Genomic DNA, 22,448 nt, shown 5'->3' with positions numbered 1-22,448 from the left:
CCCGATGCGCCGTTTCCAGTTTGTGCTACTTACGAATGCCCAAACGTTCGATCAACGAACGATAACGAGCCACATCTGTGTCTTTCAGGTAATCCAGCAATTTACGGCGTTGGTTTACCATGCGCAGCAAGCCGCGGCGCGAGTGGTTGTCTTTTTTATGGGTCGCAAAATGCGGAGTCAGTTGGTTAATGTTGGCGGTCAACAAAGCAACTTGGACTTCGGTTGAACCTGTATCGGTATCCGACAAACGGTATTCTTCAACAATGGTTTTTTTTTGTTCTGCGGTTAATGACATTCTTAATCCCTATCGATTAATTTTGATTGAATAAAGGCCATCGTTCGATGACCGTGTAGCCGCTATCTCCACAATAGGGTGTAGAAATTTTGCGGTTTTTCCCGGAAAATCAAGTTGTTTGATCTTCCAAATGAAATAGTTTTTTCGGCGCTAGTTTACCATCCAATAGAATTTCTCCCAACCCCAAAAAGGCCTGCGGCGAGTATATTCTGACCTGGCCGGCCATACCGCCGTTAAAGGCTATGCGCTGACCAAGCTTGATTTTTTCGGCCTGCTCAGTAGACAAAGATACCTCCGGGATCGCCTTCAGGGGTACATCCAGTTCGATTAAGGTATTCTGCAATTCTGCAAAGCCCATAGCCTGCAACTGCTGCAAAGTATAAGCTTGCTCCAGATCGAACATACCCGCCTTGGTTCTGCGTAACGCAGTTACCGTGCCGCAGGTCCCTAACCTGTGACCAATATCTTCCGCCAGCGAACGAATATAAGTACCCTTAGAGCAAAATACATCCAGCGTCAATTGCCCCAATTCGGCATCGAAATTTAACAGCTGCAATTCATAAATAGTGATGGCCCTGGGCTGACGGTCCACGGTTTTGCCTTCCCTAGCCAACTCGTACAACTTCTTGCCTTGATGCTTGAGCGCCGAATACATAGGCGGCACCTGCTCGATCGGCCCGGTGAAATGCTGCAAACAAGCTTGCAACTGCACGCCATCCAGGGCTGGCACCGGCATTTCGGCGACGATTTTACCTTCGCTATCGCCGGTATCGGTCATCACGCCCAGTTGTATCGTTACCTGATAACGCTTATCGTCATCCAGCATCAATGCCGAGACCTTGGTCGCCTCACCGAAGCACAAGGGTAACAAACCGGTAGCAAGAGGATCCAGCGCCCCGGTATGCCCGGCCTTGTTGGCATTAAATAATCGCCTGACTTCCTGCAAGGCCTGATTGGACGATACGCCTAAACGTTTGTCGAGCAGCACGATGCCGTGCACATCGCGCCCGGACTTACGTTTTGCCATCAATCATCCTGCTGCGGTTTATCGGCCCCAGCTTCCGGCGCAGCAACAGCATCCTTAACTTCGTCGTGATGCAAATCGCCCAGTAACTCGGCGACGCGCATCCCGGTGTCGAATGAGTGATCGTAGTAAAAATGCAGCTCCGAGATATGCCGCAAACGCATGCGCCTAGCCAGCTCATGCCGAATAAACGGCGAAATTTCGTTCAACACCTTCACATTCGCGCGCTTAGCGGCATCATCCTGGGCATCCAACACCGTCACGAATATCTTGGCGACCGCCAAATCCTTGGACAATTCGACGTCGTTAATCGTGACAAAACCTAAGCGGCTGTCATCGACATCACGTTGTAATATCGACGCCAACTCTTTCTGCATTTCCGATGCAACCCGCTGACTGCGGCCGAACTCTCTTGCCATTAGATTTCCCGTCTGACTTCGATACGTTCAAACACTTCGATCTGATCGCCGTTTTGCACATCGTTGTAGTTTTTCACGCCGATACCGCATTCCATACCCATTTTCACTTCATTGACATCGTCTTTGAAGCGGCGCAGGGATTCCAGCTGACCTTCGTAAATCACCACATTGTTGCGCAATACGCGAATCGGCAGGTTGCGTTTGACGAAGCCGTCGATAACCATACAACCGGCCACCGCGCCGAATTTCGGCGAACGGAATACGTCCCTCACTTCGGCCAGACCGACGATTTTTTCCTGGATCTCCGGTGCCAACATACCGCTGATCGCCCGTTTCACCTCGTCGATCGCTTCGTAGATGATGCTGTAGTAATGCAGATCGATGTCTTTTTCTTCGATCAATTTACGAGCCACCGCATCGGCACGCACATTGAAACCGATCAAGATCGCGCTGGAAGCCAATGCCAGGTTAGCATCGCCTTCGTTGATGCCACCAACACCACCATAGATGCATTTGACTTGCACCTCTTCGGTGGACAAGCCTACCAAAGACTCACGCAAGGCTTCCAAACTACCTTGCACGTCGGTTTTGATAACGACGTTAAGCGTGGACGTTTCGCCGGCGGACATCCGCGAGAACACGTCGTCCAATTTTGACGCATGTTGCGCAGCGTGACGGGTGGAGCGTTTGCGATCTTCCCGGTGAGCGGCAAGCTCTCTAGCAACCCGTTCATTCTGAACCACCAGGAATTCATCACCCGCATCCGGGGTACCGGACAAGCCAAGAATCTCCACAGGCATACTAGGCCCAGCCGACTTAATAGCGTGGGCGTTTTCGTCGAACATTGCTCTTATCCGGCCATATTCGTGACCGCAGAGGACGAACTCGCCTTTGCTCAACGTACCTTTTTGAATCAATATCGTCGCCACCGCGCCGCGCCCTCTATCCAGACGCGATTCGATACAAATACCGGAGGCGATGCCATCGACCGGCGCTTTCAATTCCAGCACTTCCGCCTGAACGATCAGCGCTTCGATCAATTCATCAATACCGGTACCCACTTTCGCCGATACCCTCAGGAATTGCACATCGCCGCCCCACTCTTCCGGCACCACATTCAAGTTGGCCAGTTCTTGCATGACACGGTCCGGATTCGCTTCCGGTTTATCGATTTTGTTCAAGGCCACGATGATGGGCACATTCGCGGCGCGCGCATGATCGATGGCCTCTCTGGTTTGCGGCATCACACCGTCGTCAGCAGCCACCACTACGATCACGATGTCGGTTACTTCCGCACCACGTGCCCGCATCGCGGTAAACGCGGCATGGCCTGGCGTATCCAGAAAGGTGACCGCACCGTGGTCGGTTTTAACCTGGTAAGCACCGATGTGTTGGGTAATCCCGCCCGCTTCGCCGGCAGCAACCCGGGTTTTGCGGATGTAATCCAGCAAAGAGGTTTTACCGTGATCAACGTGACCCATAATGGTGACAATAGGCGCTCTCAGCTGAACTTTACGTTCGTCGCTGTCACCTTGCACCTCGGCCAGCATTTCCTGTTCAAAGTCATCCTCGCTCTGCATGATGGCTTTGTGGCCCATTTCCTCAACCAAAATCACCGCCGTTTCTTGGTCGATGGTTTGATTGATCGTGGACATGATGCCCAGCTTCATCAAATGCTTGATAACTTCGGCAGCCTTGATGTTCATTTTTGCAGCCAAATCCGAAACCACGATGGTTTCCGGAATGGTGACGTCATACACAGTCGGCGCCACCGGCTTCTCAAACTTATGTCGAGCCTGATTGACATCGATCTCGAATTCAGGTTTTTCCCGACGCGATGGCGCCTTGCCTTTTTTGCCTTTGCCGCCGCGACGCGCGGCATCACCGCCGCCGCCAATATCACCATCGGTAGACGGGCCGCGGGTGGGCTTGAATTCGGCTTTTTTCTTATGCAGCGTGGTTTGTTGCTGCTTGGCTTCGGCTTTTTGTTTGACTTTTTCTGCGGTTCTTTGCACCGCAGCTTCCAGCCTTTCTTTCTTTTCTTTTTCCAGACGCTGCTCTTCGGTCAGCTCCGGCGCCGCAATCGGCGCGGGTGCTTCAGCCTTAGGAACCAGCTCAGGCTGGGCTTCGGCAACAACCGTCAACGCCTCGGTCACCTGCTGCTCTGCAGCAACCGGTTCCGCACTCACCATCACAGCTGGCGCGGACGCATCAACCGACTGAGCAATTTCCGCGCTAAGCACCACTTGCTCTTCTGAGGCAGACTGAACAGCCATCTGTTCGTGCAATTGCTTACGCTTTTCTTCTTCGATAGCTTGTTGCCGTCTCTGTTCTTCCAAAGCTTGTTTGGCTAATTCGGCCTGTCTTAGTTCGTCGTTTACAGAGGAGGCATCGCTACGCTTGATATAAGTCTTTTGCTTGCGCACCTCGACACTGACGGTTTTCACCGCGGTACCCGGCGGTGAGGATTGCCTTAATTCGGTTTTGGTACTGCGTTTCAAAGTAATGCGTTTGGGGGCGGCGGCTTCCTGATCGGCGTCCGACTTGCCGTGGCGCTTGCGCAAGTGCGCGAGTAATTTGACTTTCTCTTCATCGTTTATCACATCGTCGGGCGCGCTGGCGGTCAAGCCGGCTTCCTTCAATTGTTCTATAAAACGCTCCAAAGGGATGCCAACAACCTCTGCCAATTCCTGTACTGTTTTATCGCTCATAGTATCCTCCTGCCTCAGCCCTTATCCTCTGCGAACCAAGATTCGCGGGCTTTCATGATTAGTTTACCAGCACGCTCCTCGGTCATGCCGGTAAATTCGATAATGTCGTCTATCGCCTGCTCCGCCAAATCGTCCAAGGTCACAATGCCCTTGGCCGCCATTTGGTGCGCCAACTCTTCGTCCATGCCTTCCATCGCCATCAATTCCTCGCTAGGCACGGCGGTTTCAATTTTTTCTTCGGATGCGATAGCACTGATTAACAAAGCATCCTTGGCGCGAGTACGCAAAGCTTCCACCAACTCTTCGTCGAAACCCTCTATTTCCAGCATTTCGTCGACGGGGATGTACGCAATTTCCTCGATGTTATTCAATCCTACATCAACCAAAATGCTGGCGATTTCTTCATCGACATCCAACAACTCCATGAACTGCTGTTTGGATTTGGCTGCAGCTTCGTCGTGGTTTTTATCTACTTGCGCAGCATCTTGAATGTTTAATTCCCAACCGGTCAATTCGGTAGCCAGACGCACGTTTTGGCCGCCACGACCGATGGCTTGCGACAAACTGTCGGTAGCCACCGCCACGTCCATGCTGTGCTTATCTTCATCGACCACGATCGATTGAATTTCGGCCGGCGACATGGCATTAATCACGAATTGCGCGTCGTTGCTGTTCCATAAAATAATATCGACCCGCTCGCCCGCCAATTCATTAGAGATAGCTTGTACCCTGGAGCCACGCATACCGACACAAGCACCAACGGGGTCCAGGCGCGGATCGTTAGCTCTGACGGCGATTTTTGCGCGGGACCCGGGATCCCGAGCCGCTGCCAAAATATCAATCAAACCTTCACCGACTTCCGGCACTTCCAATCGAAACAGCGCAATCAACAATTCCGGCGCGGTGCGGCTAACAAACAATTGCGGACCGCGTGGTTCGGACCGGACGGCTTTCAAATAGCCGCGCACCCGGTCACCCATTCTGACCGGCTCTTTCGGGATCATATCTTCGCGAGCGATGTACGCTTCCACGTGGCCACCCAAATCCAGGTAAACACTGCCTTTCTCCAAGCGTTTGACGACGCCGGTGACCAACTCGCCAACCCGATCCTGATAGGCTTCGACAATTTTCTTACGCTCGGCTTCGCGCACTTTCTGAATAATAACTTGCTTGGCAGTTTGCGCGGCAATCCGGCAAAAATCGACCGATTCGATCTCTTCTTCCACATAGTCGCCAACTTGAATATTGGGATTATCGAATTGCGCAACTTCCAGCAACACCTGCCAGCCCGGATGCTCGACGTCACCATTGATTTCCGGATTAGCATCGACCACCAGCCAACGCCGATAAGTCAGATAGTCGCCGGTATGACGATCAATGGCCACCCGGGCTTTGATCGGATTTTCGTAACGCTTGACAGTCGCCGCTTCCAAAGCGGATTCAATGGCCTGAAAGATAATTTCCTTGTCTATTTCTTTTTCGTTAGCAAAAACATCTGCCACCAATAAAATTTCTTTATTTGCCACTGCGACCTCCTTTATTGATTATGTAATCCGGCACCAAGCGTGCCTTGCTCATTGCCTGAAACGGGATTTTTAACAACTGCTCACCATCCTGTAGCAGAATGGCATCGTCTTCGACCATCTTGATCTGGCCGGTAATTTTGCGGCGTTTATCGATGGGCTTGAATAAGCTCACCAGCACAGTGCTCCCCAAAAAACGTTGAAACTGGCTGAGTTTGAAAAACGGCCGATCCGCACCCGGCGAGGATACTTCCAGATGGTATTCACCTTGAATCGGATCTTCGACATCCAGCACCCCGCTAATCTGGTGGCTAACCTTGGTGCAATCGTCCAGCAATATCCCATTGTCGCTGTCGATATAAATGCGCAACATGCCGTGTGTTGGATGCGGGTTGTACTCTATCCCCACACACTCATAGCCAAGACCTTCCACAATTGGCTCGATCAATTCCACCAAATGTTCAGGAGCCTGTTTCATTAACGCCTCACCTTTTCAAACCCAAAAAAAAAGAGCCTCAGGCTCTTCCATAAACAACCAAAACCCGTGGGCTTCGCGTTTTTCGAAAGCCCACAAAAGAAAAAACCCCTGAAAGGGGCTTTCTTAGCAAAACCACGCCTGAAACAGCATTGAGGAGAACTCACTCGTTTATCGAGACAATAATCTCAAAAAACCACGCTTATCAGGAAACAATTTACCGCCTCGAAAACTGCGGCGAAAAATTAAAAACCGAATTATAACCATATCTTTCAAGGATGTAAATCGACATTCCACGCCACCCTACAAGTACTTGGCTAAATCCTGAAACCTGCACTCTCGACAGAATTGTATTCACACCGAAATTTACAAGGATGACACAGGAGACAGAGCCCACAGGCTCGCTCACCATCGAAATCGCCCAAAGGTATGGCATTGAACCGAGCCGCTATTCGTCAGCTACTTACCGACTGAAACAAAGAAAATCTTGGATTTGAGAGACTCTAGCCGATCAAACGCTATTGCGAGGGGAATATTTGTTCAGGTGGTGCCCAGGGACAGAATCGAACTGTCGACACGAGGATTTTCAGTCCTCTGCTCTACCGACTGAGCTACCTGGGCAGCGACTTAACCTAAAACCAGAATGGTGCCCAGGGACAGAATCGAACTGTCGACACGAGGATTTTCAGTCCTCTGCTCTACCGACTGAGCTACCTGGGCGTCAAGAGCCGCGCATTAAACTAGGTTACAAACAATTAGTCAAGGAAAATACCACCAATCCCGGCTAACTGGACAGCAGGCGGTGATGTATGCAATTCTTCCGCACCGCAAATTCCTGACATTTTTAGCGCCAAATATCAGACTTTGCAGACACAAACCCCATTTAAACAACCCAAGCAACCGAGACCGTTTATGCAAGCTTTCACCGACATCCGCGCCCTAATCATAGACATGGATGGCGTACTTTGGCACGGCGACCGAGCTCAAGCAGGACTTGTTGAGTTTTTTCAGACCTTACGCGACCTAGAGTTGCCTTTCATCCTGGCTACCAATAACGCCAGCCTGACAGCGGAACAGTATGTCGATAAGCTGGCAAAAATGGGTGTAACGGTAACGTTGAATGAGATTCTGACTTCGGGCATGGCCACAGCGCTATATTTGTCCGAACGCTACGATCCTCAGACTACTCGCGTATTTGTAATCGGCGGCATTGGTGCCCGCCAGCCTCTATTGGATTTGGGATTTAAACTTACCGGAATTTACGAGACCGAGCCCGAACAGCGCGCGCATCTGGTTGTTTGCGGCATGGACAGAGAATTAAGCTGGGACAAACTGGCCACCGCCACTCTGAATCTACGAGCCGGCGCGCACTTCATCGGCACCAACGGCGACCTTTCGCTACCGACCGAACGCGGCGAAACCCACGGCAACGGCGCCATTCTGGCAGGCTTGACAGCTTCCACCGGCATCAAACCAATGATTATCGGCAAGCCGGAGCCTATCATTTACCGACAAGCATTGAGCCTGCTAAATGTCGACCCAGCCTATACTGTCGCCATCGGCGACCGGCTGGATACCGACATTCTCGGCGCAGTGCGCACCGGTATCCGCAGCCTGATGGTACTCAGCGGCGTATCCACCGAACAAGACGTCGCTGCAGCGGATTTCGGTCCAACCTGGATTATGCCGGACATACGCGACATCACCGAAAGCTTGCGCCACAGCAAACTCTAAGCTCATTCCACACCCTAACAGCGGAGGCGAATCATGAAAAAATTTATCGACAGCCCGGACACCTTACTGCAAACCAGCCTGCAGGGCTTTGCCAAAGCCCATGCCGACATCGTGCAATTCAATCCTGAGCCGCGATTTGTATATCGCAACGTGCGTAAAACCGGCAAAGTCGCGCTGATTTCCGGCGGCGGCTCAGGCCATGAACCGCTGCACAGCGGCTTCGTAGGTGTCGGCATGCTGGATGCCGCCTGCCCTGGCCAAGTGTTCACCTCGCCAACCCCGGACCAGATGCTGGCCGCGGCGCAAGCCATGGACGGCGGCGCTGGCGCGTTATTCATCGTTAAAAATTACGCTGGCGATGTCATGAATTTTGAAATGGCCGCCGAGATGCTGGACCTGCCCAACGCCAGCATTTTGATTGACGACGATATTTCCTTACCCAAAACCCACAGCATAGGCCGTAGAGGTGTGGCCGGCACCACCATCGTCGAGAAAATCGTCGGCGCCGCCGCCGAATCCGGCGCTGACTTAGCCACCTGCAAGGCACTGGGCGAACGGGTCAATCAAGCAACCGCTTCGATGGGTGTCGCCTTGACCAGTTGTACGGTGCCGGCCTTGGGCCATCCAACTTTTGCTATTGCCGACGACGAAATCGAGTTAGGTGTCGGCATCCACGGCGAACGCGGCCGCGAGACAAAGAAGCTGGTGAGCGCCAGCGAAATTGTCGACCAATTAGCCGGACATATTTTCGACGAATTGCAACCGGCCGCCGGTCAAGCCGTGTTGCTGCATGTGAACGGCTTCGGCGCCACACCATTGATAGAGCTACATTTGATTTACGAATTGGCCTGGCAATATTTCAGCGAACGCGGCGTGATCGTCCAGCGCTCTCTGGTAGGCAACTTTACTACGTCACTGGATATGGCAGGTTGTTCGCTAACGCTGACGCTGCTGGACGAAGAAATGCTGGGTTTTTGGGATGCGCCGGTGAATACCGCTGCGTTGCGCTGGGGTTGTTGAAGCAAGCAACAATCTAAGCGGCTTGCGCCTGGGCGTTTTTCAACACCTCGGCAATCGCCGCGATCATCAACTGCGCAGTCTTGGCACCGGCATCGATATGGCCCTTGCTGCGCTCGCCCAGAAACGAGGCTCGGCCCTTGGTGGCCAGCATGTCCCGAGTCGCTTCCACGCCTTCTGCCGCCACCAGGCTTAGGCTATCCAGAATCTCGGCCAGCGGCTTACCCGCAGCCGCATGCTCCCGCAACTCCTTGGCGACCGGCCCTAGCACATCCAGCATAGTCTTCTCACCAACATCAGACTTGCCGCGTTGCTTCACAGCCTCGACTGCCTGCAAAAATGCATCAGAAAACCCAGCAAGATCGATAAGCTTGTCCTTAGCATTCTTTGCCAGCGCGATAAACAAAGTCGCGTACAAAGATCCGGACGCACCACCGACAGCAGCCATCACCGTCATACCAATTTTCTGCCACGCAGCAACCCAGTCGAGTGTCGCTATCTCGCCGGCATGCTCGCGTAAGGCCTGCAAACCACGCTGTAAATTAAACACATGGTCGCCGTCGCCTATCGCTTGATCCAGTTCGGTTACTTCTTCGGCATGCGCATCAATGGTCTCAATCAACGCTTGAATCAATTCCGGAAACAAAGATGGGGTCAATGACATGCCGCCTCCGCGCAACAAAACAATAAGTTTGCTGAGCATAGCTAAAACGCCCTATTACTGTCCAGCCATACACATTCGCAGACACACTGTGCTAGAGAACATTTGGCAAATTCTCAGCTTCCGCCGAACCAATGACGGCCGAGATAGCTGAATGACTGACGATTTATCTATTTTCCAGCGCCAACGCATCCAGAAACGGCAACTCCGTATCCGCGTCATACACGCTGAAGTGATATTTATCCTTCAAATATTCCAAAAGCCAAGCGTTGGTGTCGGCTCTGCGCTGCCCGGCAGCCTCGTTCATTTGTTGCAAGCGCTGACGCACCGCGTGTTGCGGCAATAACAACAGCTCAATATCGGCCATTGATACGAATTTTTCCGGATCGGGGTTCTTGCCGTTAAAAATCTTGAATAGCTGATGCTTTTTTAAGCCCAAATGCGTGTTGAGCTCGTCCTTAAACTCGATGAATAACGGTAACAAATCGCTACCGACACACGAGTCTTCATGCAGCTTGTGTAACCGATTCAGCAAATGGTAGACCGCAAACCGGTACAATTCCGACTCACGCACAAACAGCCGAGCGGCCATGGCACGCACGGCAATCCGGTCGGAATTGTTCAACCGAATCGAAACGATGTGCTTTTTATCGTCTAAAAGATGTTCGTTGTCGTTCAACGCAAGTCCTTTGTGAGTAATCGCCGGCAAACTCAAACCGGTCGAAACAACTTAATTTGCGAGAATTTAAAGCATCAATGTTACAGATTTATAACAAACGCCCAGACACGCGAAAATTTCGGGCAAATCGCTCCACTATTGCTACGGACATCCGGCAAAACACTGGATTTTGAGGAAAAGTATTTATTGCGTACGCGGGATGAAAAAAATATAATCGCGCGCTTTTTTCGAGCGAATAGCGTTTTTCAAAACACTTTCAGAGTCTTAGCACAATGACCAGTCACATCATGCCTACCTATGCCCGCCAGTCGGTCACTTTTACACGCGGCGAAGGCGCGTGGTTGTGGGATACCGATGGACGCCGCTATCTCGACTCGGTGGCCGGCATTGCCGTGTGCAACCTCGGCCACGCCCATCCGGCCGTGCATGAAGCGCTCTGCCGGCAAAGCAAAACCTTGCTGCATACCTCCAATCTTTACGGCGTAGAGTTGCAGTCGCAACTGGCGGATAGACTGATCGGGCTAAGCGGCATGGATAATGTGTTTTTCAGCAATTCCGGCGCCGAAGCCAACGAAGCGGCGATAAAAATCGCCCGCAAATACGGCCACCAGCAAGGCGTTGAAAGCCCAGTAGTGTTGACCATGGAAAAAAGCTTCCATGGCCGGACTATGGGCACGCTGAGCGCCACCGGCAACACCAAGATCAAGCAAGGCTTCGCGCCGCTGTTGGCCGGGTTTACCCATGTGCCGTACAACGACATGCCGGCTATCGAAGCAGCTCTCGCCGCCGATAAAAACATCGTCGCGATCCTGGTTGAACCGGTGCAAGGCGAAGGCGGGGTGAATATTCCGGCGGCGGATTACTTAAACCAAATTCGCGCACTATGTGATCGGCACAATCTGCTGATGATGCTGGATGAAATTCAAACCGGCGCCGGCCGTACCGGGCGCTTTCTGGCTTATCAACATAACGGCATCCTGCCGGATGTATGTACGATGGCTAAAGCCTTGGGTAACGGCGTGCCGATTGGCGCTTGCCTGGCGCGCGGCAAAGCAGCAGACGTGTTACAAGCCGGCAATCACGGCTCGACGTTTGGCGGCAATCCACTGGCGTGCAGCGCGGCCTTAGCGGTACTGGAAACTTTATCAACCAGCACCTTGATCGCCGATGCGCAATCAAAAGGAGAACAAATTTGCCAGCGCTTCAAAAACGCACTGGCAGACACCCCGCATATCGTCGATATTCGCCATAAAGGTTTGATGATAGGCATTGAACTGGATCGGCCTTGCGGCGAATTGGTCGGAAAAGCCTTGGCGGAAGGCTTATTGATCAACGTCACTGCCGACAACACTATCCGTTTGCTGCCGCCGCTAATCATCGACGACGCGCAAATATCAACGCTGACAGACACCCTGACAGCGCTCATTCAGGCATTTTGCAGACAATAACCATGCAACCCAGACACTTCATCAGTCTGCTGGATTTGTCCAGCGCCGAACTACACAACCTGATTCAACGGGCCATTCAGCTCAAATTGCATCGCACCCCGGACTATCAGCCCTTCAAAGGTAAAGTGCTGGCGATGATTTTCGAAAAATCCTCGACCCGCACCCGTATCTCCTTCGAAGCAGGCATGGCCCAATTCGGCGGCAGCGCCCTGTTTCTATCACCCAGAGACACGCAACTCGGCCGCGGCGAACCCCTGGAAGATAGCGCCAAGGTGATCTCCAGCATGGTGGACTGTATTATGCTGCGCACCAACAATCACGAAACGGTCACCACCTTTGCCAAGCACTCGCGAGTACCCGTCATCAACGGCCTGACCGATTTGCTGCACCCGTGTCAATTGCTGGCCGATATGCAAACCTATTTCGAACTGCGCGGCGACATCGCCGGCAAAACCGTAGCCTGGATCGGCGACGGCAATAATATGTGCCATTCCTATATCAATGCGGCTCGCCAATTCGACTTTAAATTGAACATCGCCTGCCCTGTCGATTACCGACCGCAGCAAAGTATCGTCGATGCCGCCGGACATAGAGTGGCGTTTTTCAATACGCCGGAGCAAGCGGCACAGCAAGCCGATTTAGTGGTGACGGACGTCTGGGCCAGCATGGGACAGGAAGAGGAACAAAAAAAACGCGAATTCGTATTTAAGGATTTTCAGGTCAACAGCAAAACCATGGCTGCCGCCAAAACCGATGCGCTGTTCATGCACTGCCTGCCGGCACATCGCGGCGAAGAAGTGACAGCCGAGGTCATCGACGGCCCACAAAGCGTGATATTTCCGGAAGCCGAGAATCGCCTGCACGCTCAGAAAGCGCTACTGGAATTTCTCATCTGCCGATAATTTCGCTAGAATCGCCGCTTTCTTTACGCCGAACGAAGAGTGATACTGTGAAAAAAACTTTTGCCTACCTGTTTGCCTGTCTGCTGATTAGCCCGCTTGCCATGGCAAGAACCGCCTACGTCACCGACAAAGTCGAGGTGCCATTACGTAGCGGCGAAAGCGAGCGCACCAAGATAGTCAAAATGTTGGAAAACGGCATCCCAGTCAGCGTATTGCAAGAAAGTACCGAAAACGGCTATACCTATATACAAACCAGCAGCGGCGCGGAGGGATTCATTCTCAGCCGCTACCTGACCGGCGAACCCAGCGCCCGCAATCAACTGGAAGCCGTCAGCAAAAAACTCGAAGCGCTGCAGGAAGAAAACAAACAACTTAAAGCCGGACAAGCCAACAGCCAGGAAATTGGCAAAGAACGCGATAAGCTCAGCGCCGACCTTAGCGAACTTCAGCAAACCGCCGCCAATGCGATACAACTCAAACAACAGCGCGACCAATTGCAGGAGCGCGTCATCTCCGTCGAGCGCGAACTACAACAATTAAAACGCGAAAATCAGGCATTGACCGACAGCAGTAACCAGGACTGGTTTTTGTACGGCGGCGGCTTGGCTTTATTCGGCGTATTGCTGGGCTTTATTCTGCCCAAACTCAGCTGGCGCCGCCGTTCCAGCGGCTGGGATAGTTTTTAGTTTTAAACGAATTAGCCGCAGGACCGCCCTGCTTCAAATGACGCCCTTTCCCGCGGCAGTTTAAGCGCCGCTTTTGCTTTCATCTGGAATCACCATGCCTGCATACCGTTCTCATACCACCACTCAAGGCCGCAATATGGCTGGCGCGCGCGCATTGTGGCGCGCCACCGGCATGAAAGACGGCGATTTCAATAAACCGATTATCGCAGTAGCCAATTCTTTCACTCAGTTCGTGCCGGGCCACGTACATTTAAAAGATCTTGGCCAATTGGTGGCGCGCGAGATTGAACTGGCCGGCGGCGTCGCCAAGGAATTCAACACCATCGCGGTTGACGACGGCATTGCCATGGGTCACGACGGCATGTTGTATAGCCTGCCCAGCCGCGATTTGATTGCCGACAGCGTCGAGTACATGGTCAATGCGCATTGCGCCGATGCGATTGTCTGTATATCCAACTGCGACAAAATCACCCCAGGCATGTTGATGGCGGCTATGCGCATCAATATTCCGGTGATCTTTGTCTCCGGCGGCCCGATGGAAGCCGGTAAAGTACGGTTGGCGGAAAGCGCGGACATCAAGAGGCTGGATTTGGTGGACGCCATGGTCATGGCGGCAGACAGCAAAGTATCCGACACCGATCTAGCGGCTGTCGAACGCTCTGCCTGCCCGACTTGCGGCTCGTGCTCCGGCATGTTCACCGCCAATTCGATGAACTGCCTGACCGAAGCGCTGGGCTTGTCGTTGCCGGGCAACGGTACCATGTTAGCCACCCATGCCGATCGCGAACAATTGTTCAAACAAGCCGGCCGCCGTATCGTCGAACTGGCCAAACAATATTACGAGCAAAATGACTCATCGGTACTACCGCGTGCGGTGGGTTTTAAAGCCTTTGAAAATGCGATTGCGCTGGACATCGCGATGGGCGGCTCCACTAACACCATCTTGCATCTGCTGGCTATTGCTCAAGAAGCCGGCATCGATTTCACCATGGCGGATATTGATCGCATGTCGCGCGTTGTGCCGCAATTGTGCAAGGTCGCGCCTAACACCGACAAATATCATATCGAAGACGTGCATCGCGCCGGCGGCATCATGGCAATTCTGGCCGAACTGAACCGAGCTGGCCGCTTGCACACCGATGTACCCACCGTGCACGCCAAAACTCTCGGCGATGCCCTGACACAATGGGACATTACCGCCAACCCCGACGATGCCGTAAAAACTTTTTATATGGCTGGCCCCGCCGGTATTCCGACTCAGGTAGCGTTTAGTCAGAACACCCGTTGGCCCAGCCTGGACACTGATCGCGCCGAAGGCTGTATCCGCTCCATTGACCATGCCTTCAGCCAGGAAGGCGGGTTGGCGGTATTGCACGGCAATATCGCAGTGGATGGTTGCGTGATCAAAACAGCAGGTGTCGATGACAGCCTGCTGGTCTTTGAAGGCAACGCCCATGTGGTCGAATCGCAAGACGAAGCCGTAGAAAACATCCTCAATAACAAAGTCAAAGCCGGCGATGTGGTAGTGGTGCGTTACGAAGGCCCCAAAGGCGGACCCGGCATGCAGGAAATGCTGTATCCGACCAGCTACATCAAATCCAAGGGTTTGGGCAAAGCCTGCGCGCTATTGACCGACGGCCGTTTTTCCGGCGGCACCTCCGGTTTGTCGATTGGCCACTGCTCACCGGAAGCGGCGGCAGGCGGCGCGATTGGCTTGGTGAAAAATGGCGACCGTATCCGCATCGACATTCCTAATCGCACCATCAACGTCTTGCTTAGTGACGAGGAACTGGCTCAACGCCGCGCCGAACAGGACAAATTGGGCTGGAAACCCGCCAAGCCGCGCCCACGCAAAGTGTCAGTGGCGCTGAAAGCCTATGCTTTTTTTGCCACATCCGCCGACAAGGGTGCGGTGCGGGATTTGTCCAGACTCGAAGATCAGTAAGTTGACGATGCCGCATAAAGGCTTGATGATTTTAGCCACTAAAACACCATCAAGTCTTCAACTTTGCATATCAACCAACACGTGGTCATCTGCTGCTTCCAAAATACCTGGAAGCAGCCTCACTATTCCGGTTAACGCCTGATAACCCTCGTCAAAATTTTCAGCGCCGTACCCCCAGAAAAGGCCAGTGCATCATTTCTGGTACAGATTGCGACTGAAGCGATCAAATCGGCTCAACCGAGTAATTGATCCATTACCGCCGCAACTTGGCCTTAATTGAAATCGCTGATGAAACGCTTCCTCCTCCAACTGCTGTACATCTGGAAACAAAAGCTAAAAATCTATTTCATAGCAGGCTGGATAGGCGCCGGCATGGGAATATTTTTATTGGCACCCAGTTACGACTACATCAGTTCGCGCGAGCGCAACTCTGACCCGTTGTCCTCTATCGAATTCGTGCTAGGCCAGTTCACCGAAGTAATGACCGGTCAAATCAATCAGAACAACCTGATTCTATTCTATGCCGAAATCGGCGCGATACTGGGTCTGCTGTCGCTGGGTTTTTATCAGATACTGCACAAGCGGTTGGTCGCTTTGGATGCGTTGAAAGTCGAGCTGGAAAAAGATTTACCAACCATCATCCGCCAAGGCGAAGGACCGTTGCTGGAGTTTAAATCATCGCTGCGCTGGGATATTCAGGAGCAGCGCGTCAATAAGGCCCTGGAAGGCGTGATTATGAAAACGCTGGCCGGTTTCTTTAACAGTCCGGTTGGCGGGACCTTGCTGATCGGCGTGGCCGACAATGGCGAAGTCCTCGGCCTGAACTCAGATTTCCAAACCCTAAAAAAACCCGACCAAGACGGTTTCGAGCAAACCTTGATGACTGCGATCTCCAGCAATCTGGGGGCCGATTTGTGCCCGCTGATCCACGTGCTTTTTCATAAATTGGCCGACCGTGATGTCTGCCGGGTTATTGTTTCCCCCTCGCATCGGCCCGTGTTTCTGACGCAGAGCAACATCCCCAAATTCTTCGTGCGAACCGGCGGCGGTACTCGGGACCTGAACATTCAAGAAGCGCTGGATTATGTGGCCAGCCGTTGGAAAAAAACCAAATAACCAGCCCTGATTGGGTTTTAACGCTGGCAAAGTTACACTAAGCAGCCAGCAACCCCGCAACCGATTCGTAAACACTCCATGGAACATCAATCAACTTTCGTTAATTGGTTCAGAAATTCTTCGCCCTACATCCATGCTCATCGCAACCGCACCTTTGTGATCTTTTTCGGCGGGAACGCGGTGACGGAGCCGGAGTTCGACAATCTGATTCACGACTTCGCGTTGCTGAGGAGTCTGGGCGTCCGGCTGGTACTAGTGCACGGCATTCGCCCGCAGATCGACGAACAAGTCACCGGGCATGGCAACACGCCGCAGTTTCACCACCATTTACGGATCACCGACGCCACGACCTTGCAATACGTCAAGCAGGCCGCAGGTCTGGTACGGGTGGAAATTGAAGCCCTGTTATCGATGGGTGTGTCCGGCTCGCCGATGGCCGGCGCCAAAATACGTGTCGCGTCCGGCAATTTCGTTACGGCCAAACCCTTGGGCGTACTGGATGGCATCGACTATTGCCACACCGGCAAGGTGCGGCGCATAGACGCCCAAGCTATCCATAATCAATTGGATCAACAAAACGTAGTACTGATTTCGCCTATCGGTTATTCGCCCAGCGGCGAAATCTTTAATCTGTCGGCCGAGGAAGTGGCAACCGAAGTCGCCATCGCCTTGCAAGCCGAAAAGTTGATTTTGTTAACCGAACAAAATTGCGTATCGCCTGGCGATAATCACCCCATACAACAGCTCACTACCGCTCAAGTTTCAGCATTATTGCAAGAGATACCAACGGTCCCGGATGAAGTCGCCCGTTCATTACGCGCCGCGATGCAAAGTTGCGAAAAAGGCGTACAGCGCGCGCACTTGATCAATAGGCATGTGGACGGCGCCTTACTCCTGGAACTGTTTACCCGCGACGGTATCGGTACACTGATTAGCTCTAACGCCTTCGAAACCATACGGGCAGCGACATTGGACGACATCGGCGGCATTATGGAGTTGATCAAACCCTTGGAGCAGCAAGGCATCCTGGTCAAGCGTTCGCGGGAAAAGCTGGAGATGGAAATTGGCGACTATATAGTCATCGAGCGTGATGGCTTGATCATCGGTTGCACGGCGTTTCATGTGATGGCCGACGGCAACAGTGCGGAGATTGCTTGTCTGGCAGTGCATGCCGATTATCAAAAAGGCGCGCGCGGCAACAGCTTGTTGGACTATCTAAGCAACAAAGCCAAATCCGAAACTATTCGCCGCTTGTTCGTACGTTCCACGCAAACCGTGCATTGGTTTGTCGAGCGCGGTTTTGCGCCGTGCGAAATCGACGATTTGCCCGAACCTATGAAAAGCGCTTACAACTATCAGCGCAATGCCAAGGTATTGTATAAAGACGTTTAACATCACCTTCCACCCACTCAGCTCACGGAATATAGGATGCTCGATAAACAGGATTTTCTGACAGTCGTAAAAAACACCCCCCTAGTCGCTATTGACTTAATTGTGCGCTCCAGCAGGGATGAAATATTGATGGGCTTGCGCGTGAATGAACCGGCGGCCGGCTATTGGTTCGTGCCCGGCGGCAGAATCTACAAATCAGAAACTTTGGAAGCAGCGTTTCGCAGAATCACCGCAACTGAACTGGGCACAGCTTTCGAAATTGACAGCGCCCAACTACTCGGGGCTTTCACTCATCTCTACGAGACTAATTTTGCCAAAGAGCCGGATATAAGCACTCATTACGTAGTTTTAGGTTATCAATTGCAGCTGGATATCGATATTAATCAGCTACCGGCGCAACAACACGCTACTTACCGCTGGATTGGCAAAAACGAAGACTTGAGCGAGGTTCACCCTAATAGCCAAGCCTACTATCCCTATCTGCGTTGAACAATGCCCGCTTTAAAAGTCTTGCAGCTAACCGACCTGCATATATTGCCCCATGTCGGCGACAGTATGCTAGGTATCGATACCGAACAGTATTTCCAGCAAACCCTGGCCCACGCGCATGCTACTCTCGGCCCGTTCGATTTGATTTTATTGACCGGCGATTTAGGCCAAGACCCTTGCGCCGATAGCTACCGGCGAATTTGCCGGCATCTGCAAACTTATCAAACACCTTGCCTGTGTTTGCCAGGAAATCACGACGACTGGGAACTGATGACGACAGAACTGAACGCCGACTTCGTCAGTTGTCGCAAACACCTGCTGCTGAATAATTGGCAGATTATTGCCTTAAACAGCCAAAAAACCGGGTGCCCTGGCGGGCTTGTATCACAGGAAGAACTGGCATTTTTGCAGCAAACACTAAGCACAAATGACGCGCCCGCCCTGCTGGCGATACACCATCATTGCGTTGCGAGCCAAAGTAGCTGGATGGATACGATGCAAATTGAGAACGGTGAGGAATTGCTAGCAATAGCGGAACACTTCCCACAAGTTAAAGCCATCACCTGCGGTCATTTACATCAGGAAATGCAAACTAGTCATAGACAAATAGCGATATACGCCACGCCGGCCAGCTGTTTTCAGTTCAAACCGTTTGCCACCGAGTTTGAACTGGACACGCTAGCACCCGGCTACAGGATCTTCGAATTGGGGGATGACGGCGACTTTCGATCCAGATGCTATCACCTGCCCATCAGCATGAGCGGCTTACAAACCAACCAGCACAGTTACTAACCAAACGCCAATCTTCCGGATAAATAACTCTCGGCGTTGACTCCCACGTCATTGGCAATCAAAAAAGCTCCTAATTCGTCCATCGCTTTGCGGTACACCCGGCGTTTGAAGTAAACCACATCTTTCAGCGGATACCAGTACTCCACCCACTTCCAGTTATCGAACTCCTGCTTGTGCCCGCAATCGAACCTGACATTCGATTCATCTGTCATCAAGCGCAAAATAAACCAAATCTGTTTCTGCCCGATGCACAAGGGCGTGGAATTTTTGCGGATATACCGATCCGGCAGTTTATAGCGCAACCAATAACGGGTGCGCCCCAGCAACTGCACATGCTCTGCACACAAGCCGGTTTCCTCCCACAACTCCCGATACATCGCGGTTTCCGGGTCCTCGTCGCCATCGATCCCGCCCTGCGGAAACTGCCACGAGTTAGCGCCTTTGCGCTTTGCCCAAAACACACGACCCTCGTCATTGCAAAGGATAATGCCGACATTAGGCCGGTATCCTTTCGAGTCTATCATGTAAAAACCTGTATTATTTGCCGCCCTGTTGCTAATGCCTGGATGTTAAAATTAACAACGGCACGGCCATTAAAATGAATGGCGCAATTGTTCCACAAATAACCGGCGGACGCCACAGGCCGCTACTTTTTTCTTTATGACGACGGATTTGCCGTGAGCTTAGCGATTTTTGATCTGGATAACACGCTGATCGCCGATGACAGCGATTTTTTATGGGGCCAATTTTTAGTCGACCGTGGCATTGTCGACAAAGACCAGTATGAACAGGCTAATAAAAAATTCTACGAGGATTACAAACACGGCACGCTGGATATTGTTGAGTTTTTGCATTTCTCACTGGCGCCACTAGCCCAACACGACGCAGAGCAACTGTATCGCTGGCGCGCTGAATTCGTCGAAACGCTGATCGAGCCGATCATGCTGGAGGCTGCCCAGGCTTTGGTGGAAAAGCATCGCGCGGCCGGCGACACCTTGCTGGTGATTACCGCCACCAATCGCTTCGTCACCGAGCCTATCGTCAAGCTATACGGTATCGACAACCTGCTGGCTACCACACCGGAATTTGTCGATGGTCGCTACACCGGTAAATTCAACGGCACACCCTGCTTTCAGCAAGGAAAAGTAGTGCAGCTGAACAACTGGCTGGCCAATTCCACGGAAACGCTGGCAGGCAGTTGGTTCTACAGCGATTCGCATAACGATTTGCCGCTATTGAGCTTGGTCGATCAACCGGTTGCTGTCGATCCCGACGAAAAACTACGGGAAGTTGCTCGGCAAGCAAACTGGCCGATTATTAGCTTGAGGAAATAAAAGCTGAGGACAAGGGTCAAAAGAAGCGCCCTTTTGACCCTTTATAATATTGAATCGCTTCTATTTTTTCTGTATAAAGAATACTTGTTTATCGGCTTCCTTGAATATCTTCAGCGGAATATGTCCCGCCTGATCGATATAGACGCCAAAGTCCAAATGGGCCGCCGGATCGGTAGCAATCACTTTGACTACCCTGCCGCTTTCCACTTCCATAATCGCCTTTTTCAAACGCAGCAACGGTAACGGACATTGCAATCCGCTGGCATCGACTTCCAAATCAAATTCGATCATAGTGGTGTTCACTCAACTGTTCTTTAGACAACGCTTATAATAACACCAACCCCAGACCACGAAAATCAAGCACCATGGATTACTTCCCGCTTTTCTTAAAACTAAAAGACCAGCCATGCCTGGTTGTCGGCGCCGGCGAAATCGCCTCGCGTAAAATCGAGCTCCTGGCAAAAACCGGCGCGCGTATTACCGTGGTGGCGCTGGAAATTGGCGCCAGCGTCGCGGAAATGGGGCGCAATAATCAAGTAGTAATCCAACAAAAGGCCTTTGCTGCGGACGATGTGAAAGGCATGCGCGTGGTCATATCGGCCACCAACCAGCGCACGGTCAACGAAACGGTTGCGCAAGCTGCGACGGCTCAGAATATTCCGGTGAACGTGGTGGATAATCCCGATTTATGCAGTTTTATCTTTCCGGCGATTGTTGATCGCTCGCCATTAATCGTAGCGGTGTCTTCCGGCGGCGTGTCACCGGTTCTCGCGCGCTTACTGCGTTCCAAGGTGGAAAGCGCCATTCCCGGTGCGTTCGGGCTGCTGGCGCAGTTTGCCGAGGATTTTCGAGCATTGGTTAAGGAACGACTCAAAGAACCCAACCGCCGCCGGGTATTCTGGGAAGACGCCTTGCAAGGCCACATCGCCGAATTGGTGTTTTCCGGCCGCCGCGAGCAAGCTGCAATAGAATTACAAGCCAAACTTGATGCGGCTGAGCAGACACAAAATCGCGGCGAGGTGTATTTGATCGGTGCCGGCCCCGGCGATCCGGATTTATTGACTTTTCGAGCCCTGCGCTTGATGCAGCAAGCGGATGTGATCGTCTACGACAGGCTCGTCTCCCAGGAAATATTAGAAATGGCTCGCCGCGACGCGGAGAAAATCTACGTGGGCAAGCAACGCAGCAATCACAGTCTACCGCAGGAATCGATCAACGAGTTGCTGGCGAATCTGGCTTTGTCGGGCAAGCGCGTCGCACGCCTGAAAGGCGGCGATCCGTTTATTTTCGGCCGAGGTGGCGAGGAAATCGAAACCCTGATGCAGCAAGGCATTCAGTTTCAAGTCGTACCAGGCATTACCGCTGCCGCCGGCTGCGCCAGCTATGCGGGAATTCCGCTGACCCATCGCGACCATGCACAGTCGTGCACCTTCGTTACCGGGCATTTGAAGGACGGCAATATCAACCTGAACTGGAGCCAGTTAGCCTCTCCCAACCAGACCGTCGTGATTTATATGGGTCTGGTCGGTCTGGAGACTATCTGCCAATCGTTGATCGATCACGGCTGCCCGGTCGATCAACCGATTGCATTGATTCAACAAGGCACTACCCGCCATCAGCGAGTCATTACCGGCACCCTGGGCGATATGCCTAAACGTGTCGAAAACGCGGACATTAAACCACCGACCTTGATCATAGTGGGCACCGTAGTGCGCCTGCGCAAACAGTTGGAATGGTTTCAACCCGGCCAAAACTAAGCAAGTGTGAATTTTTCCTTATTTCAGACGATGTTAAGTTTTACTTGGA

At 52.4% G+C, this 22,448-nt stretch carries 22 protein-coding genes and 2 tRNA genes; 12 read left to right on the top strand and 12 right to left on the bottom strand.

Going from position 1 to position 22,448, the window contains the following annotated elements; genetic code table 11:
* Positions 1–25: 25 nt before the first annotated feature.
* The 8 genes from rpsO to JWZ98_RS07445 form a co-directional block, all read right to left on the bottom strand.
* Complete coding sequence (gene rpsO / locus JWZ98_RS07480) at positions 26–295, bottom strand: 30S ribosomal protein S15 (RefSeq protein ID WP_033157374.1); 270 nt, start codon at positions 293–295, stop codon at positions 26–28.
* Positions 296–404: 109 nt separating this feature from the next.
* The gene (gene truB, locus JWZ98_RS07475) at positions 405–1,322 is read right to left on the bottom strand and encodes a tRNA pseudouridine(55) synthase TruB (RefSeq protein ID WP_101051577.1); all 918 of its coding nucleotides are present in this window, start codon (positions 1,320–1,322) and stop codon (positions 405–407) included.
* Positions 1,322–1,738: a 30S ribosome-binding factor RbfA gene (gene rbfA / locus JWZ98_RS07470; RefSeq protein ID WP_101051576.1), complete on the bottom strand. Its 417-nt coding sequence runs from the start codon at positions 1,736–1,738 to the stop codon at positions 1,322–1,324. The genes truB and rbfA overlap by 1 nt, the downstream gene beginning before the upstream one ends.
* Positions 1,738–4,449, bottom strand: coding sequence for a translation initiation factor IF-2 (gene infB, locus JWZ98_RS07465; protein ID WP_205453819.1), 2,712 nt, complete (start codon positions 4,447–4,449; stop codon positions 1,738–1,740). Before infB ends, rbfA begins: the two co-directional genes overlap by 1 nt.
* A gap of 14 nt (positions 4,450–4,463) precedes the next feature.
* Positions 4,464–5,975, bottom strand: coding sequence for a transcription termination factor NusA (gene nusA, locus JWZ98_RS07460; protein WP_033157370.1), 1,512 nt, complete (start codon positions 5,973–5,975; stop codon positions 4,464–4,466).
* Positions 5,965–6,450, bottom strand: coding sequence for a ribosome maturation factor RimP (rimP, locus tag JWZ98_RS07455; RefSeq protein ID WP_033157369.1), 486 nt, complete (start codon positions 6,448–6,450; stop codon positions 5,965–5,967). Before rimP ends, nusA begins: the two co-directional genes overlap by 11 nt.
* Positions 6,451–6,992: 542 nt before the next feature.
* Positions 6,993–7,068: transfer RNA gene (locus JWZ98_RS07450), tRNA-Phe, on the bottom strand.
* Positions 7,069–7,091: 23 nt separating this feature from the next.
* Positions 7,092–7,167, bottom strand: a tRNA-Phe gene (locus tag JWZ98_RS07445).
* Between the two features lie 192 nt (positions 7,168–7,359).
* Between JWZ98_RS07445 and JWZ98_RS07440 the strand changes: the two genes are divergently transcribed.
* Both JWZ98_RS07440 and dhaK read left to right on the top strand, forming a co-directional pair.
* Positions 7,360–8,181, top strand: coding sequence for an HAD-IIA family hydrolase (locus JWZ98_RS07440; protein WP_033157368.1), 822 nt, complete (start codon positions 7,360–7,362; stop codon positions 8,179–8,181).
* A 33-nt stretch (positions 8,182–8,214) separates the two neighbouring features.
* The gene (dhaK, locus tag JWZ98_RS07435; RefSeq protein ID WP_033157367.1) at positions 8,215–9,201 is read left to right on the top strand and encodes a dihydroxyacetone kinase subunit DhaK; all 987 of its coding nucleotides are present in this window, start codon (positions 8,215–8,217) and stop codon (positions 9,199–9,201) included.
* A 13-nt stretch (positions 9,202–9,214) separates the two neighbouring features.
* Here the strand turns inward: dhaK and dhaL are convergent, their stop codons facing one another.
* Together dhaL and JWZ98_RS07425 are read right to left on the bottom strand one after the other, a co-directional pair.
* Positions 9,215–9,862, bottom strand: coding sequence for a dihydroxyacetone kinase subunit DhaL (gene dhaL, locus JWZ98_RS07430; RefSeq protein WP_033157470.1), 648 nt, complete (start codon positions 9,860–9,862; stop codon positions 9,215–9,217).
* Positions 9,863–10,025: 163 nt separating this feature from the next.
* The gene (locus tag JWZ98_RS07425; protein WP_225893059.1) at positions 10,026–10,538 is read right to left on the bottom strand and encodes a hypothetical protein; all 513 of its coding nucleotides are present in this window, start codon (positions 10,536–10,538) and stop codon (positions 10,026–10,028) included.
* A gap of 272 nt (positions 10,539–10,810) precedes the next feature.
* On the opposite strand from JWZ98_RS07425, the gene JWZ98_RS07420 reads away from it, so the two are divergent.
* The 8 genes from JWZ98_RS07420 (at position 10,811) to cpdA (ending at position 19,308) form a co-directional block, all read left to right on the top strand.
* On the top strand, positions 10,811–11,986 hold the full coding sequence (locus JWZ98_RS07420) for an acetylornithine transaminase (RefSeq protein ID WP_033157365.1): 1,176 nt from the start codon (positions 10,811–10,813) through the stop codon (positions 11,984–11,986).
* Positions 11,987–11,988: 2 nt separating this feature from the next.
* Complete coding sequence (gene argF / locus JWZ98_RS07415; protein ID WP_033157364.1) at positions 11,989–12,888, top strand: ornithine carbamoyltransferase; 900 nt, start codon at positions 11,989–11,991, stop codon at positions 12,886–12,888.
* Positions 12,889–12,935: 47 nt separating this feature from the next.
* The gene (locus tag JWZ98_RS07410) at positions 12,936–13,574 is read left to right on the top strand and encodes a TIGR04211 family SH3 domain-containing protein (protein WP_084153328.1); all 639 of its coding nucleotides are present in this window, start codon (positions 12,936–12,938) and stop codon (positions 13,572–13,574) included.
* A 94-nt stretch (positions 13,575–13,668) separates the two neighbouring features.
* Complete coding sequence (gene ilvD / locus JWZ98_RS07405; RefSeq protein WP_205453818.1) at positions 13,669–15,519, top strand: dihydroxy-acid dehydratase; 1,851 nt, start codon at positions 13,669–13,671, stop codon at positions 15,517–15,519.
* A gap of 288 nt (positions 15,520–15,807) precedes the next feature.
* Positions 15,808–16,635: an ATP-binding protein gene (locus tag JWZ98_RS07400; protein WP_165786251.1), complete on the top strand. Its 828-nt coding sequence runs from the start codon at positions 15,808–15,810 to the stop codon at positions 16,633–16,635.
* Positions 16,636–16,713: 78 nt separating this feature from the next.
* Positions 16,714–18,027, top strand: a complete 1,314-nt coding sequence (gene argA, locus JWZ98_RS07395; RefSeq protein WP_101051573.1) for an amino-acid N-acetyltransferase — start codon at positions 16,714–16,716, stop codon at positions 18,025–18,027.
* Positions 18,028–18,063: 36 nt separating this feature from the next.
* Positions 18,064–18,516 carry a GDP-mannose mannosyl hydrolase gene (locus JWZ98_RS07390; RefSeq protein ID WP_033157358.1) on the top strand — a complete coding sequence of 151 codons (453 nt, stop codon included), beginning with the start codon at positions 18,064–18,066 and terminating at the stop codon, positions 18,514–18,516.
* Between the two features lie 3 nt (positions 18,517–18,519).
* Positions 18,520–19,308: a 3',5'-cyclic-AMP phosphodiesterase gene (cpdA, locus tag JWZ98_RS07385; RefSeq protein WP_205453817.1), complete on the top strand. Its 789-nt coding sequence runs from the start codon at positions 18,520–18,522 to the stop codon at positions 19,306–19,308.
* On the opposite strand, the gene JWZ98_RS07380 is transcribed toward cpdA, so the two are convergent.
* Positions 19,305–19,832, bottom strand: a complete 528-nt coding sequence (locus JWZ98_RS07380) for an RNA pyrophosphohydrolase (protein WP_033157356.1) — start codon at positions 19,830–19,832, stop codon at positions 19,305–19,307. The genes cpdA and JWZ98_RS07380 overlap by 4 nt on opposite strands.
* A 153-nt stretch (positions 19,833–19,985) precedes the next feature.
* On the opposite strand from JWZ98_RS07380, the gene JWZ98_RS07375 reads away from it, so the two are divergent.
* The gene (locus JWZ98_RS07375; protein WP_033157355.1) at positions 19,986–20,642 is read left to right on the top strand and encodes an HAD family hydrolase; all 657 of its coding nucleotides are present in this window, start codon (positions 19,986–19,988) and stop codon (positions 20,640–20,642) included.
* 60 nt (positions 20,643–20,702) lie between these two features.
* Here the strand turns inward: JWZ98_RS07375 and JWZ98_RS07370 are convergent, their stop codons facing one another.
* A complete protein-coding gene (locus JWZ98_RS07370; protein ID WP_020482444.1) occupies positions 20,703–20,933 on the bottom strand; it encodes a sulfurtransferase TusA family protein in 231 nt (76 codons plus the stop codon).
* A gap of 74 nt (positions 20,934–21,007) precedes the next feature.
* Here JWZ98_RS07370 and cysG point away from each other — a divergent pair, with 74 nt between their 5' ends.
* A complete protein-coding gene (cysG, locus tag JWZ98_RS07365; protein ID WP_033157354.1) occupies positions 21,008–22,399 on the top strand; it encodes a siroheme synthase CysG in 1,392 nt (463 codons plus the stop codon).
* Positions 22,400–22,448: the final 49 nt, after the last annotated feature.

Origin of the sequence: Methylomonas sp. EFPC1, assembly GCF_016925515.1 — a bacterium.
In the GTDB taxonomy this organism is placed as follows: Bacteria; Pseudomonadota; Gammaproteobacteria; order Methylococcales; family Methylomonadaceae; genus Methylomonas; species Methylomonas defluvii.
The sequence above is the reverse complement of the archived record's forward strand: the minus strand, read 5'-3'. Positions and strand labels throughout refer to the sequence as shown.

Bases quoted from the DNA above. Each gene is read 5' to 3' on its own strand.
- argF (WP_033157364.1), top strand. From the start codon at position 11,989: ATGCAACCCAGACACTTCATCAGTCTGCTGGATTTGTCCAGCGCCGAA.
- cysG (WP_033157354.1), top strand. From the start codon at position 21,008: ATGGATTACTTCCCGCTTTTCTTAAAACTAAAAGACCAGCCATGCCTG.
- JWZ98_RS07440 (WP_033157368.1), top strand. From the start codon at position 7,360: ATGCAAGCTTTCACCGACATCCGCGCCCTAATCATAGACATGGATGGC.
- dhaL (WP_033157470.1), bottom strand. From the start codon at position 9,862: ATGTCATTGACCCCATCTTTGTTTCCGGAATTGATTCAAGCGTTGATT.
- argA (WP_101051573.1), top strand. From the start codon at position 16,714: ATGGAACATCAATCAACTTTCGTTAATTGGTTCAGAAATTCTTCGCCC.
- JWZ98_RS07380 (WP_033157356.1), bottom strand. From the start codon at position 19,832: ATGATAGACTCGAAAGGATACCGGCCTAATGTCGGCATTATCCTTTGC.
- JWZ98_RS07420 (WP_033157365.1), top strand. From the start codon at position 10,811: ATGACCAGTCACATCATGCCTACCTATGCCCGCCAGTCGGTCACTTTT.
- infB (WP_205453819.1), bottom strand. From the start codon at position 4,449: ATGAGCGATAAAACAGTACAGGAATTGGCAGAGGTTGTTGGCATCCCT.
- truB (WP_101051577.1), bottom strand. From the start codon at position 1,322: ATGGCAAAACGTAAGTCCGGGCGCGATGTGCACGGCATCGTGCTGCTC.
- JWZ98_RS07400 (WP_165786251.1), top strand. From the start codon at position 15,808: ATGAAACGCTTCCTCCTCCAACTGCTGTACATCTGGAAACAAAAGCTA.
- dhaK (WP_033157367.1), top strand. From the start codon at position 8,215: ATGAAAAAATTTATCGACAGCCCGGACACCTTACTGCAAACCAGCCTG.
- ilvD (WP_205453818.1), top strand. From the start codon at position 13,669: ATGCCTGCATACCGTTCTCATACCACCACTCAAGGCCGCAATATGGCT.
- JWZ98_RS07390 (WP_033157358.1), top strand. From the start codon at position 18,064: ATGCTCGATAAACAGGATTTTCTGACAGTCGTAAAAAACACCCCCCTA.
- rimP (WP_033157369.1), bottom strand. From the start codon at position 6,450: ATGAAACAGGCTCCTGAACATTTGGTGGAATTGATCGAGCCAATTGTG.
- rbfA (WP_101051576.1), bottom strand. From the start codon at position 1,738: ATGGCAAGAGAGTTCGGCCGCAGTCAGCGGGTTGCATCGGAAATGCAG.
- rpsO (WP_033157374.1), bottom strand. From the start codon at position 295: ATGTCATTAACCGCAGAACAAAAAAAAACCATTGTTGAAGAATACCGT.
- cpdA (WP_205453817.1), top strand. From the start codon at position 18,520: ATGCCCGCTTTAAAAGTCTTGCAGCTAACCGACCTGCATATATTGCCC.
- JWZ98_RS07370 (WP_020482444.1), bottom strand. From the start codon at position 20,933: ATGATCGAATTTGATTTGGAAGTCGATGCCAGCGGATTGCAATGTCCG.